This window comes from Mucilaginibacter sp. UYCu711, from assembly GCF_050433825.1.
GTDB lineage: Bacteria > Bacteroidota > Bacteroidia > Sphingobacteriales > Sphingobacteriaceae > Mucilaginibacter.
The window spans coordinates 1-14,129 of record NZ_JBNPWM010000004.1 but is presented as its reverse complement, the minus strand read 5'-3'; the positions used below and the strand labels follow the sequence as shown (position 1 = coordinate 14,129).

At 40.5% G+C, this 14,129-nt stretch carries 14 protein-coding genes and 1 tRNA gene; 3 read left to right on the top strand and 12 right to left on the bottom strand.

Features of this window, described 5'->3' with window-relative positions; genetic code table 11:
- Positions 1 to 5: 5 nt before the first annotated feature.
- The 11 genes from ABIB50_RS09450 to ABIB50_RS09400 all read right to left on the bottom strand — a co-directional run bounded on the left by ABIB50_RS09450 (position 6) and on the right by ABIB50_RS09400 (position 10,229).
- On the bottom strand, positions 6 to 791 hold the full coding sequence (locus ABIB50_RS09450; protein ID WP_429379279.1) for a DUF6515 family protein: 786 nt from the start codon (positions 789 to 791) through the stop codon (positions 6 to 8).
- A 135-nt stretch (positions 792 to 926) separates the two neighbouring features.
- The gene (locus ABIB50_RS09445; protein WP_429379278.1) at positions 927 to 2,267 is read right to left on the bottom strand and encodes a sensor histidine kinase; all 1,341 of its coding nucleotides are present in this window, start codon (positions 2,265 to 2,267) and stop codon (positions 927 to 929) included.
- A gap of 4 nt (positions 2,268 to 2,271) precedes the next feature.
- Complete coding sequence (locus ABIB50_RS09440) at positions 2,272 to 2,955, bottom strand: response regulator transcription factor (protein ID WP_429379276.1); 684 nt, start codon at positions 2,953 to 2,955, stop codon at positions 2,272 to 2,274.
- A gap of 9 nt (positions 2,956 to 2,964) precedes the next feature.
- Positions 2,965 to 3,846, bottom strand: a complete 882-nt coding sequence (locus ABIB50_RS09435; RefSeq protein WP_429379274.1) for a hypothetical protein — start codon at positions 3,844 to 3,846, stop codon at positions 2,965 to 2,967.
- 23 nt (positions 3,847 to 3,869) lie between these two features.
- Positions 3,870 to 4,208: a hypothetical protein gene (locus tag ABIB50_RS09430; RefSeq protein WP_429379272.1), complete on the bottom strand. Its 339-nt coding sequence runs from the start codon at positions 4,206 to 4,208 to the stop codon at positions 3,870 to 3,872.
- 187 nt (positions 4,209 to 4,395) lie between these two features.
- Complete coding sequence (locus ABIB50_RS09425; protein ID WP_429379270.1) at positions 4,396 to 5,319, bottom strand: FAD:protein FMN transferase; 924 nt, start codon at positions 5,317 to 5,319, stop codon at positions 4,396 to 4,398.
- 123 nt (positions 5,320 to 5,442) lie between these two features.
- Positions 5,443 to 6,516, bottom strand: a complete 1,074-nt coding sequence (gene prfA, locus ABIB50_RS09420; protein ID WP_429379268.1) for a peptide chain release factor 1 — start codon at positions 6,514 to 6,516, stop codon at positions 5,443 to 5,445.
- A 124-nt stretch (positions 6,517 to 6,640) separates the two neighbouring features.
- Positions 6,641 to 7,405, bottom strand: a complete 765-nt coding sequence (locus ABIB50_RS09415; protein WP_429379266.1) for a UDP-2,3-diacylglucosamine diphosphatase — start codon at positions 7,403 to 7,405, stop codon at positions 6,641 to 6,643.
- A gap of 127 nt (positions 7,406 to 7,532) precedes the next feature.
- Entirely contained in the window at positions 7,533 to 8,075 is a 543-nt protein-coding gene (locus ABIB50_RS09410; RefSeq protein ID WP_429379264.1) for a hypothetical protein, read from the bottom strand.
- Between the two features lie 140 nt (positions 8,076 to 8,215).
- The gene (locus ABIB50_RS09405; protein ID WP_429379262.1) at positions 8,216 to 9,952 is read right to left on the bottom strand and encodes a S41 family peptidase; all 1,737 of its coding nucleotides are present in this window, start codon (positions 9,950 to 9,952) and stop codon (positions 8,216 to 8,218) included.
- Positions 9,953 to 10,013: 61 nt separating this feature from the next.
- A complete protein-coding gene (locus ABIB50_RS09400) occupies positions 10,014 to 10,229 on the bottom strand; it encodes a hypothetical protein (protein WP_429379260.1) in 216 nt (71 codons plus the stop codon).
- 236 nt (positions 10,230 to 10,465) lie between these two features.
- Here ABIB50_RS09400 and ABIB50_RS09395 point away from each other — a divergent pair, with 236 nt between their 5' ends.
- Both ABIB50_RS09395 and ABIB50_RS09390 read left to right on the top strand, forming a co-directional pair.
- A complete protein-coding gene (locus ABIB50_RS09395; RefSeq protein WP_429379880.1) occupies positions 10,466 to 10,945 on the top strand; it encodes an outer membrane beta-barrel protein in 480 nt (159 codons plus the stop codon).
- Between the two features lie 126 nt (positions 10,946 to 11,071).
- The gene (locus tag ABIB50_RS09390) at positions 11,072 to 12,343 is read left to right on the top strand and encodes an SGNH/GDSL hydrolase family protein (RefSeq protein WP_429379258.1); all 1,272 of its coding nucleotides are present in this window, start codon (positions 11,072 to 11,074) and stop codon (positions 12,341 to 12,343) included.
- 898 nt (positions 12,344 to 13,241) lie between these two features.
- On the opposite strand, the gene ABIB50_RS09385 is transcribed toward ABIB50_RS09390, so the two are convergent.
- Positions 13,242 to 13,353, bottom strand: a tRNA-Asp gene (locus tag ABIB50_RS09385).
- A 163-nt stretch (positions 13,354 to 13,516) separates the two neighbouring features.
- Between ABIB50_RS09385 and ABIB50_RS09380 the strand changes: the two genes are divergently transcribed.
- A complete protein-coding gene (locus ABIB50_RS09380) occupies positions 13,517 to 13,993 on the top strand; it encodes an Lrp/AsnC ligand binding domain-containing protein (protein WP_230548356.1) in 477 nt (158 codons plus the stop codon).
- Positions 13,994 to 14,129 lie beyond the last annotated feature (136 nt).

Below are 14,129 nucleotides of genomic sequence, written 5' to 3'. Positions count from 1 at the left end.
AGTTTTTACTGATTATCAGGAACACTTGCAACTTTATAAGCGGTATTACCACGGTTATCTGTTACCGCCTCAAAATAAACCTCATCAGGCGATACATAATATTTTTTACCGTTTAAAGTAACACTACGGCTATTATCAGGCAAACGGTTAACCATATCGCCAACGCGCGGCCCTTGATATTGGTCGGCTGCTGCGTCGTCATTACCCTCTTCACGTTCGGTATTTAAAACGCCGTCTTTACCGGCAACTACATATACTTTATCGCCTTTATCATTAATAACTACTTTATAATACACACCGTTATATTCAAAAAACTGCTGATTGTCTATCATTATACTTTTAGCCGCTCTTGGTAAGCCAGGTACTGCTGCGCCAACCGGCGGGGCAGTAACTACATAGCCATCATCATAAGGGCTGTAAAATATACCATTGTTATAGTAGTACATTGATGCACCCATATAAAATGGATAGTAACCATAAGGCAATGTGTTTAAATAAAACCCTAACGACGGATAGCCAAAGCCATAATATGCAGGCCTGTAACCATAAGCCGAACGATACCCTAAGCCTAAACCAAAGCCGCCACGGCTGCCAATGCTTACACTACCACTAAAGCTACCACCACCACCGGCTCTGCTAAAGCTGGGGCCGCTGCTGCTTCCACCGCCGCCGCCGCTGCTTCCGCCACTTGCATGTGCGCCACCCCGTTGCGCGTCAGCATTCAATACCATCATCACACTGAGCGCGCCGGTTAATACCAAACCTGCGGCATATTTATATAGCTTTTTCATATTGCTTAAAGAAACATTAACACATTTTAACGGTAAAAAGTATCCGGTTGTTAAACTTTTACTTACACCGGTTATTTGTTAGACGATTTACTGTTGAAAAGGTTTAATTGAAGGTATAAAAAAATTGTTAAAAATTTAACTAACCTGTTCAATCAATTCGGCAGGAAAAATCAGCTTAAAATTACTACCCAGATCTTTCACAGAATCAACCTCTATTTTAATGTGATGAAATGCAGCTATCGATTTCACTATAGGCAACCCAAGGCCAAAGCTATCCTGCTGCATGGATTGCCTGACTTTTTTAAACCGGTTAAAAATAAATGGCATATCCTCTGTACTTATTCCTATCCCGCTATCGGTTATATTCACTATTAAGTTGCCGTTCTCGCTTTCGGTGGTAATCACAATTTCGCCGTCTTCGCGGTTATATTTTATGGCGTTATTAACCAGGTTAAAAAACAGGTTAAATATTAAAAACTTATTTACGTTTATTAAAATGCTATCCTGCGGGATAAGAATATCAAAAGTTAAGTTTTTTTCGACCAGGCGTACAGAGATCTCATCATTAACTTCCTGCAAAAGTTCGGTTAATGAGATCTTGTCTTCCTTTAAAAATTGCTCGTTTTCAATCTGCGATATCAGTAACAACGTCTTGGTAATGCTTTTAAGGCGATTCAGGATCTTCTGCATTTCCACCAGGCGCACTTTTACTTCGTCATTAATATCTTCCTGCTCAAACATGTTCTCAATCTTTGACTGAAGGATAGATATTGGCGTCATCAGCTCATGCGATGCGTTTGATATAAACTCACGCTCTTTCTGAAATGCAGCCTCAATAGCTTCTATCATTTGGTGGATACTGATATCAAGGTGCTGAAAATCAGAAGTGCTGGTTTTCACTTCCTTATACAAACCAAAGTTTGGGAACTTCTGCCCTATCAGCTTGGTTTTAATAATCAGCGCCAGTGGTTTTAATACACGGTTGGTATAAAACTGATCTGCAAGGATAGTTAGTAAGAACATTCCTATCAAAACACCAAAAGCAATATTTTGCAACGGGGCACTGGTTTCGTTAAGGGTTTCTACACTTTTACCTATCTCCAGCAAATACTTTTGATCGCCAATTTTAAACGTATGGCTCAGGATACGAAAATCAATAGTATCGCGCTCAACCGAACGTTTCTCATTCTTAATGGTATTTACAAAATGCGTTGGAACGGTATCGGTCTCTATAGTAAGGTATTCTTCTTTAAGCGGCAGGTAATAGCTTCCGTAAGTTTCTCCATCAGGTATATAGTTTTTTATACCCTGGGTTTTTACTATTTGCAGGAATTTATTTTTTTGTTTGATAAGGGTATTATCAACATAATTATGGCTTATTTTCTTAATTATAAACGGAACCGCCAACACAAACAGCACCACTATTACCAGCTTAGAGATGGCATTAAACAGCGTGAGTTTTGTTTTTAGTTTCAAATTGTTAAGCGTTCATCTTTATTTTATAACCAAGTCCACGTACCGTTTCTAACCAATCGGGGGGTGCATAAACATTTAGCTTTTTACGGATGTTTTTAATATGCGCGTCGATATAGTTCGAGTCGTAATCATCATTAATAATGCTTCCCCAAATATGCTCGCTTAATTGCGTGCGGGTTAGGGTGCGGTTTTTATGCAAAATAAGGTAAGCTATCAGGTCAAATTCTTTTTTGGTGATAGCACTTACCACATTATCCTGGCAGCTAATAACCCTGTCGGTAAGGTTGATCAAAAAATCGCCCAGCTCAACAACGCTCTGTTTTAAACCAAATTTGCGGCGCATTATTGCCTGCATACGGCTTTGCAATTCTAATAGCGAAAACGGCTTTGGCAAATAATCATCGGCACCCAGATCAAGGCCGCGCACGCGGTCATATACCTCGGCACGTGCAGTTAATATCAGGCAGGCAGCGTCGGGGTTATTTTTCTTAGCTTCCTTAAGCAAGTCAAGCCCATCATAATCTGGCAGGCCCAGGTCTATCAAAATAAAATCATACATATTGGTAGCTATTTTCTCGGACGCGGCGCGGCCGTTATAGCATACCTCTGTTATATAATTATGATTGGCGAGGAATATTTCCAGCTCCTGTGCTAATGCTTCTTCGTCTTCAATAATTAAAACATTCATACCCCGATTTTAATAAAAAACGTAGAAAAGTGATAAGTTAAGAAAAGATTCGTGCTTATTCTGCAAAGCGCCTTCAACATTAACCGGTATAGAATATTTATAAGTTAACTCGAAAGTATAATGCGGCGTGTTATAAGCTACGGGCACTTTAAAGCTATAGTTCAGAAAGTTTAACCGCCCATTGTTAAAGCCGGTTGATCCTCCGCCTAAGCGGTAGATATTATCTATGTTTAAGCGCTCTTCGTGTTCCAACGAATAGCGCTCTACAAAGTTTTGAGTGCCGACAATTACGCTTACCGTAGGGTTAAACGACAAATAATCAACATCGCTAAAAATATTCCCTTTTGTTTCGAAGTATCTTGATTGCGATACGGTCATGAAAAAATCGCTTGATTTGCCAAACAAATAATCAAATATTATGGTCGATTTGAACGGCTTCCAGTCAACCGAGTTTTTCCAGTTGATATCATTTGATGTAGCCGATTCTATAATACGTTCTTCCTTATTAAATATAAACCGGTTATAGGATATAGATCCCGAGAATTTTTTTGTTGGATGATATAAATAACCGCCACCCAAATCAACCTCATCAACAAAAGTGCGGTAGCCTATAAGCCTTAATGCCGAGCCGTAAACAAAGAAACCTAACTTACTATTGTAAACAACATCAGTTGATAAAAACGGATAGGTAATTGGGCCTGTACGGCCAAAAAACATAGCATCGCTGCCATAATTTATACCTACCGACAGGGATTGTTTACGTATAATGGTATCAGTATCCTTTGCAGCATAATATGCACCTTTATACACAAGGCTGTGCCGCACAGCAGCCATAGCCTGGCCGGCAGCATTACATAGTATTAGTAAAAGCAATATGCGTAGGTATTTCATTTATTATCAGCTATTAGATTAGGTTAACTGCCATTTCTTCTTGGTATTTCCGGTGGCCTGTCCAAACCTTCGGGGCGGCGTTGCCTTTTTGTTTTTTGTTTAACTTTCGGGTCCTGCACATTTTCAGCTTCGCCTATCTTTTCGGGCTTTGATTGTCTTTTTGCCTTTGATATTTCTTTAATTTTTTTGGGCTCGTCTTCCTGCTGATGCTTTTTTGTTGTATCCTTTTGTATTTGAGCACTTAAAACAAAGCGCATAGCATCTGCCCTAACAAGTTGATGCCTGCCGGTTACAATTTTAGCGGATGACAAGCCTGCTGCAAATATCAACAACATTACAATATATGCAAGTCGCTTTATCATTGACGAAAAGAAATTTGTAAAATTTTTTCCAAAAAATCAGTCAGTTAAGTTAACTGTAGGGTTACAGTTCTAAGTTATGGTAATGGCTTTAAACTTTATAATTTAAATGGGGATTTTTTGAAGCGCAAATAAAAACGCCCCGATATCGCATAAATACACACCTCACACTAATTACAGTTAACTGTAATTAGGTTAAGTTAATACCTTTTGATGGATAAACGCGGTTTTGGTCGTCAATAATAACGCAACCTATCTGGTTTAATTGATTTATTAAGTAAACACCCGCGTTAATGCCTATGGTCATTACCGGCGTAGCCATTGCATCGGCAAATTCGGCAGTTGGGCTTAGTATGCTTACACTTTTTATCTCGCTTACGGTAAAACCGTTTTTAGCTTTGCCGGTGCTTAGTTTTTTATCAGTGATGGTAGCGTATCTCTCGGCATTAACCGATGTTGCTACTGCCATATTTGTTATATCCAGGTTAGCGAAGGGTAGTGCTTTTTGGCGCGGATCGGCTGAGGCAACGGTCCACGGTTCCATATCAGGTGTTAAACCCCAGGTTAACAGATCGCCACCCGCGTTAATAACGCCATGGCTTACACCTTCTAATTGTAATATATATTTTGCCCTGTCGGCGGCGTAACCTTTACTGTTAGCACCAAAGCCCACACGCATACCTTCTTGTTTCAGGAAAACAGTGGTGGCAGTGGCGTTAAGCACTACATCTTTATAGTTTATCTTGGTGTAAGTTATAACGGCTGAATCGTTTTGCAGGGTGGCCTGGTCGTTATTGTAATACGTAATATCAAAAGCGCCGTAAGTAAGTTCTGATATTTGTAATGAACGCTCTATCAGCTTAAAGATCTCGGCACTAACTTTTACGGGTTTAATACCCGCGTTGCGGTTAATAGTGTTTACTTCGCTATCCTCGCTAAAGGTGCTTAGTAATTTTTCGACACGGTTAATTTCGAAAATTGCGCTGTTAATACGCTCGCCGGCCCATACAGGATCAGTCCCCACCACACTAATTTCAAACTTGTTACCCATCAATCTAACCTCACGACGGTAGATGGTTGAGTTATTTGCTAATACCTTTTTTAGAGCCAGCATAATCCAGTCATTTATATCCAATAACTAAATTAGGTTGGCATTATGAAAACAAGATGAAAACCCAGTTATGATAAATGTAAAAAGCCGCATTTGCGGCTTTTTACATTATAAAGACAATAACAATTATGCTACGGTACCTTCCTTCAGTTTCTCGGCGTTCTCTGCAAATTGCAGGGCTTCCATAATTTCCTGGATACCACCGTTCATTACCTCTGACAGGTTATAAATGGTTAAGCCTATGCGATGCTCGGTTAAACGGCCCTGTGGATAATTATAGGTACGTACTTTGGCCGAACGATCACCTGTTGCAACCATCGTTTTACGTTTTTTAGACGCTTCTTCAAGGTGTTTTTGCAACTCCAGCTCATACACTCTTGAGCGCAATACAGCCAAAGCCTTATCAAAGTTTTTTAATTGCGATTTTTGATCCTGGCACTGTGCAACCAAACCTGTAGGTAAGTGTGTTAAACGTACTGCAGAATAAGTTGTATTTACAGATTGACCACCCGGGCCTGAAGAACAAAAAAGATCTTTACGGATATCGCTTGGATTTAGCACGATATCAAACTCATCAACCTCTGGCAATACCACCACCGATGCCGCCGATGTATGCACACGGCCCTGTGTTTCGGTATCAGGCACGCGTTGTACACGGTGTACACCCGACTCATATTTTAAAGTACCGTAAGCGTCCTCGGCATTAACATTAAATACGATCTCTTTATAGCCCCCTGCTGTACCTTCGGTATAGTCAACCAACTCGGTTTTCCAGCCACGTTTTTCGCAAAAGCGCATATACATCCGGTAAAGGTCGCCGGCAAAAATTGATGCTTCGTCGCCACCTGTACCACCACGGATCTCCACAATAGCATTTTTAGAATCCTCCGGATCTTTAGGTATCAGCATTAAACGGATCTTTTCTTCCATTTCATCCTGTTGTACCAATAATTCATCCAGCTCAGATTTGGCCATCTCGCGAAATTCTTCATCTTTCTCGGTAGCTAATATCTCTTTGTTGCTATCAATATTGCTCATAATGTTGCTGTATATATTATACTGGTCAACAATTTTAGCAAGGTCTTTATATTCTTTATTCAACTGGGCAAAGCGCTTCATATCAGACATAGCATCGGGGCTGCTTAACTCTGCTTCTACCGCTTTCCAGCGTTGATATATTAATTCTAATTTTTCTAACATGTTCTAATTGTTCAATCAAGCCATGTAATGGCCCGGCTTAAAAAGCCTACAAAAATACGATTTTTTAAGGATATACCTGAAAGGTAATGACCGAAACCTAAAAGGTTAATTTACAATGACAAAGCTACCTGTTTTCGGCTTTAGGTTCAAAATACTCCAGGGTCAACTCTTCACCATCAAATACCGCGTACGAATTATAATTAACCCATTCGCCCAGGTTTATGTACCGGCTTTTTTCGTTTAACCGGATATCCAACGGCAAATGCCGATGGCCAAATACCAGGTAATCATAAAACCGGGTTTGCAATAATTCGTGGCTGTAAACTACCAGCCATTCCTTTTCCATGACTTTACGTTCTTCGTTAGTTTCGCCCGCTATCCGGCTATGCTTTGACCAGGAATTGGCAACACCTACGCCAAAATTAGGATGCAAGCGCGCAAATAACCATTGGCATAGTTTACTTCGGAAGATCTTTTTAAGCACCTTGTACATACCATCGCCCGGGCCAAGGCCGTCGCCATGGTGCAGGTAAAATTTTTTGCCGTTACGTTCTATTTCAAGCTGGTTACTGATGACTGTTGCGTTTAGCTCTTTCTCAAAATAATCAAACATCCACATATCGTGGTTACCTTTAAAAAATGTTAGTTTAATGCCGGAATCAGCCAACTCGGCCAGTTTGCCAAAAAAACGGATATAGCCCCGTGGTACAACTGCTTTATATTCGAACCAAAAGTCAAAAATATCACCCATTAAAAAAACTTCGGCAGCGTCTGTTTTGATCATGTCAAGCCAGCGAACCAATCTATCCTCACGTTCGCGTGATGATTGATAAGTGCCTGCACCTAAATGAAAATCAGAAGCAAAATAAAGTTTATTACCTGTGTCCATTAGGGCAAAAGTACGTTTTTTGTCTGAAAGACCTACGATTGATCCTTTATGATCTCCCGTAAATACTATCAAACAAAACAGGCCCTTCATTACCGAAGAGCCTGTTGCTATTTAGTAGCTAAATAGATTAATTTTTGCCATGGCCTTTACCATGGCCATTGCCATGAGCGCCTTTGTCATGACCGTAGTCACTATTGCCAGGTCCACGACGGTCGTCTCTACGATCATCACGACGATCATCGCGTCTTTCATATTGATTTCTGTCTTGCCAGTGCTTGTTGTATTTTGCTTCGCGGCTATCGCGTATAATTGTTTGGCGTTTGCCTTTGTAGCTTACATATCTGGTACGATATACATTAGCGCGTTCCCATGGGTTACGCTCGTTTACCACTACTTTATAGCTATTATACGGATCGAAATGGTAACGGGCCGGTAATACACTTGCACGCACCCAACGGTTGCTTTCATAATAAACATAAACATGGTTTGGCACATCATAATAGGCATCAACATCAGGCATGTAGTAATAACTTGCATGATCATATCCTACCGGGCCCCAGTCTGGCTGGCTGCCAATATTAAGTCCGAGACTAATTCGTAGTTGGGCATCGGCTGTTTTGTACATTGAGCATCCTATTATTAAGGCTGCTGCTAAGATTATCTTTTTCATAATTGCTGTATTTTGGTACTATGACAATTACAACCAATAATAGTTTAGTTTATTTTTTTGTGGTGATTGTAACAATGTAAGTAAAACAAAAAAAGCGACGGGTATACCCGTCGCTTTCAAATTCTTGTTTACTGCGTTACTTATTTATCGTTATCGGCCTTTTTATCTTTATCAACTACGGCAGCTAATACAGGCTTACCAATTACTTTATAGCTACCGTCGCCTTTTAATATGGCGGCCAATTGGTTTTTGTCCTGCATGGTTTTTACAGCCTGAGCAAGCTCTTTGTCGTATTTAAAATTAGCTTCGTAACGTCCCTTATCATAGTAATAGCGCGATATTATTTCGTTTTCAAGTGCTTGTTTTATTTCGGCTTTGTGTAGTTGCAGGTCGTTTTTCTTACTGTTGGCCAGCTTATTTTTTAGTACATCGTACTCAGCTTGTATCTGGTCGAATTGTTTTTCTTTAGTTGCCTCACCTTTTAAAGCAGTAAGTACTTTTTCAGTCGTAGTATTATAGGTATAATTTTTATCGGCCAGGTATTTTACAAAATCGCCATACTCGGCATCTGTTAAGGTAAAGCTATGAGCGTCGGCAATTTTGGTGTGGCTCGCGCGATATTTGGTAGCATAATCAAACAATAATAGTTTACCTATTAAAGCCTGTGTTACGTTAGCATAGTTTTCTGGCTTGATAAAAATATCAGGGTATATACCGCTGCCATCATAAACAGAACGGCCGTTTTTAGTTTTAAACTCGTGCATTAGTGAGTCGGCAACTTTTGTTAGCGTACCATCATCCTTGCGGTGGGTGTAATCAATTTCCTGGATACAACGGCCGGATGGCACATAATATTTAGCTATGGTGATCTTTACCAGGCTATTATAAGGTAACGGGAAAGTTTGTTGTACCAAACCCTTGCCATAGCTGCGCTGACCTATTATTATACCACGATCCAAATCCTGTAAAGAGCCTGCAACAATTTCTGATGCCGATGCCGACCGCGAATTTACCAGTACAACCAACGGAATATCCGGTGCTAACGGCGTTGCAGCTGTTTTATAGGTATAGTTCTTTTCTTTTACTTTCCCTTTTTGCGATACTACTTCAATATCCTTTTGTACAAACAGGTTAACAATTTTTACTGCTTCCTGTAATATACCACCACCGTTTGAGCGTAAGTCAAGTATAATACCGTTAGGGTTATTTTTTTTAAGCGAAACAAGGGCATCGGTTACTTCCTGGGCCGAGTTCTCTAAAAACCTATCCAGTTTTATATAACCCATATTACCGTCAACCATACCATAATAGGATACGTTGGGTTGTTTTATTTCGTCGCGCACCAGGTTTTTTTCAACCGGTTGTGCATCATCCCGTTTTGTCAGCAGCTTTACCGTAGCGCCTTTTGATCCTTTTAACAGTTGGCTTACCTGATCGCTGTTTTTGCCATCAAGTACAATGTCGTTTATCTGCATCACCTGGTCGCCCGGGCGCACGTCGGCCTTTTGGGCCGGGAAGCCTTCAAACACGCCAGAGATATACACCTTGTTGTTTCTTGAAAATATGCTTGCGCCAATGCCGCCATATTGGGTGCTTACGTAATGCAGCTTATAGTCCTCAATTTCCGACTCGGGCACAAACTCTGTATATGGGTCTAAACCATCAAGCATGGCATCGGCACCAGTTTTTAAAAATTTAGCCGAATTAATATCATCAACATAATTAATATTAACCTCTTTATATAAGGATGCAAATACTTCCAGGTTTTTCGAGATCTGGAACAGATCATCACTAAAACTCCATATACCTAAAGCTAATGCTAATATGCCTGTAGATAAAATGAACCTCTTATATTTAACTATCACACCCTTTTTCATCTGTAAAAAAACTTAATATTATAAAGCTACAAAAAACCGCCTGTAAAATACTTAACTGTTTTTACAGCCTATTATTGTCAATATTAACCAAAGCTTTTTTTAGGGTAAACACCACATACTCGCGGTTGCGGTTAACTAAGTGCATCAGGTTAGTAATTAGGGCATCTTCCTGTCCTTCTATATAGTTTAATTGAGCATCGGTTAAATGATTGTATTTACGCTGCACTTTAATTTTAATACGTTCCCACTCTTTGTTGGTTATACTTATTTCGGCCATAATTAAATATTTTCAACAAAAATAGAAAAAATACGGCACGGGCAATGTCAAAAAAATGGTACAGCTATTGTTAAACCATTGCCGATGGTTATAATCAAACCCATCAAACTTTATAACAACTAAATATCAAACACTATGAAAAAGTATGTATTAAGCGCCATGTTACTAATAGCAGCAAGCATTAGCGCCAGCGCACAGTTAGCCTTGGCGCGAAAGCCGGGGTTAATTTCTCGAAAATCAATACCGATAATTTAGGCGAAAGTACCACAACAGGCTACCAGGCAGGTTTATTTTCCCGCATAGGCGGCGGCTTTTATCTACAACCGGAACTTTACTTAAGCAGCACAGGCGGTAAGTTTAATTCCTCATCAACCACCGGAAATTATAGTGGTGATGTTAAATTTACCAATTTAAATGTGCCCTTGTTATTAGGCACACAATTTGGCCAGAAAAATTTAAATTTCCGAGTAATGGCCGATCCAATTTATACTTCTATATTGGATAAGAAACAAAGTTACTCTGCTAATTTCAATGCTGCTTATGCTGATTTTGGCAACTACAAAAACAGCACGCTCGGTTTCCAGGCTGGTGCCGGCGTTGATATTGGCTCTATTACTGCCGATTTACGTTACGAAGGTGGCCTAACCAAAATAAACGACAACTATGGCCAGCGCCAAAACCTTTGGTCCTTAAGCGTTGGTTTTAAATTCTTTTAATAAAACCTGATAGCGAAAAGCTTAAAGCCGTTACATCTTAACCGATGTAACGGCTTTTTTGCGTATTACCATTACCGCAACCATACTATTTTTTATACATTGCAGTGCCAACCTCCTAAATTTAGTATGAGATCAAAAATTGCATTTATCGCCTTGTCGATATTTATAAGTACCGCATGTGTAGCCCAAACTAAGGCTAAGCCTAAAGCCGATACACCATATATAAGTGGCAAACCTTTGGATACAATGAAAATTGTTTACTTCGGTTCGTCTGTACCTTACGGCTTCGGTGCTAAAAAGGATTATGGCTATACTTATCTTTTTACTGATATATTAAAAAAACGAGCGGCTGATGGGACGGGTAAAACCTGGAAAACCGCAAACATATCAAGGGGTGGCGACAATACGATACGCTTAACCCAACGCTGGCGTAAGGACCTGGTGCCGCAAAAGGCCAAATATGTAGTGTATGCCCTATCGTTAGGTAACGAAATGCTGCACGAGCAGGGACCATCGAAATACACCCAGTTTAAAACCAATATGTTAAAGCTGATAGCTATGGCGCGCGACAGTGGCTATGTCCCTATAGTTACAAATGCCTACACCCGAAACGATTTTAACGAGCGCGATTACCACTACACCAAAGAATTAAATATGTGGATCAATTCGCTTGATGTGCCATCAATTAATTTATTAGGCGGTGTTGATGATGGTACCGGCAAATGGGCACCGGGCAACTGGTATAACCCCGGCCACCCAAATGATGCCGGCCACCTTGAACTGGCTTATACTATTGTACCGTCTTTATTCGACGCTTTAAGCAATGGTAAACCGCTACCTAAAATGGTAGAAAGTTCAGGCATAACCCTGGGTAAAACTGGTTTAATTGATTTTAAGCCTGATAATATAACTCACCCTTTTACCACAACTATTACTATTAAAGCTAATGGCAAAGGGCAGATCCTGCAATTGCTGGATAGTACCGCACATGCAGGATCGATAGTTATCACAGATAAAGGTACGGTTGAATATACCTCGCCGCAATACCAGCAAATAACTGGCACTACCAGGATAACCGACGGCCAATGGCATAAAATAACCCTGACCCACTACTATGCCCGTAACGAAACACAGCTATACTGCGACAGCACCCTACAAGGCCATGTAGCCGAGCGCCTTTTTATAAAACACCTGCAACTGGGCAATAAAAACGGCAATGGTATTTCTGCCAAAAACTGGCTCTTTTATCGATCGGGCATGAACTCGATAGAAATTGCTGCGCTTACCAATAATGTATTCCTACAATCAAGCATGGAGTTGTATGCGCCGCTGGATGAGAAGCGCGGTGTTTTAGATAATTTGGCGCAGAGTACGGTTGGGTTGAAGTGGGTGAAGTAGCTATCATTCGTTAGAACGCGCGCCGACGCTCAATTGCCGCTAAGGCTGTTACTTTTTGCTTGATCAAAAAGTAACCAAAAAATCAAGTCATCCGGGAGGCTTCTCTGCCGCACTTGGCCTTATGCGCTGCAAAGCCGGTAAAACCTCGCGCCCGGTTCTTTTGCCGCCTGTTGTCGCGCAAGGCCGCCGCTTCAGGCAAAATTACCAATGCCCGTGCAGCCGCACATCCCACCTTGTTTTACCGCCTTTCGCCCGAAGCTGCCCGTATGACGGTTTTAGCCATAAAAATGAGATACTCTTCAATTAAACAATAAGTTCAATTTGTATTATTAGCATGATGTTGGAATTGTGTAAAAGCGTCAGCAGAAAAACTTCGGGTGAGGGCAGGTAAAACTGGTGGCCTTGCACGCTGGGAGGAACATAGCAATTTTTTGCTGAAGCGATAGGCAAGAGCGGGCGAAGCGGCGCAAAAATTTTGCAGCCCGAGGTTTTACCTGAACTGCCGGGCAAAGGCCCTGTGCGCAAAGAAGCCTCTTAGCTGACTTGATTTTTGGTTCTTTTTATCAAGAAAAAGAACAAAGCCACCACGGCAATTTAGCGGGGCAAGCCAAGGGCGCAAGGGCCTAACAAAGCGACAAGTGAACTATTCAAAAAGATCTTTTTAAAATAAAAAAAGCTATAAAACAAGTACGGCCCTCTGATGGGCAGGGGCCGGTACTAACCAATTATAAACCTAAATTATGAGAAGAGCTGTAGGAGAAGGAGTCGAACCTCCACAGAGTGGTTATTCTTATTGCTAAGAGTTTCCCATGATCTCCGCCACCGCGACGAGGAGGTGTGTCTGCCAAAGTTTCACCATCCTACAGTATTGTTATTGTTAATTCACGCCAGTGAATTGCTGTTGGGGAAGGATTCGAACCTCCACAGAGTAGTTAGCCCGCTTCGGGTTTCCTATGATCTCTACCACCGGGACAAGGAGGTGTGTCTGCCAAAAATTTCACCACCCAACATTATGTGATGTTATTTATTTAAAAGAACGATTAAGCTTTTAGGTCCAATTGCTTGTTACAAACATAACAGACCTATCAATTCCTTGCAAATATTTCAACAAAAATATTTTATTTTTATGCAAATTATAATTATACTTGTATTTCAATAAAGATATTCAAATTTATGTCCCACAGAAAAGCTCAAAATTTAGAAATTGATAATCTTGATATCCAGATTTTATCAATATTGATGAAAAACGCTACTACTCCTTACACCGAAATTGCTAAAGAGTTGATCGTTTCCGGCGGAACTATCCATGTGCGCATGAAAAAGTTGGAAGAGATGGGGGTAATTAAAGGTGCCAGTTTAGAGGTTGATCCGCAAAAACTGGGCTATGATATTACCGCTTTCCTGGGGATATTCTTAGAAAAAGGCTCGCAATACAATGATGCGGTTAAACAGTTAAAAACCGTTAAAGAAATAGTTGAGCTGCATTATACTACCGGTAGCTACAGTATTTTCGCTAAAATCATCTGCCATGATACCACCCATCTGCGCGAAGTACTGAACGAGCAGATACAAGGCGTTAAAGGCATACAACGTACCGAGACATTTATATCATTAGAAGAAAGTATCCGCAGACAGATAACTTTGGAGTAACCACCACTTACACTTTACATAATTAGAAAGGCTTGCCGTAATGAAGTGCCCCCGAAAAGTTAGACGAATTTAAATTAATTATTAATATGATGAGCTCGGTATTTTAACGGGCTCATTCCTTTTAGATTTAGTTTGA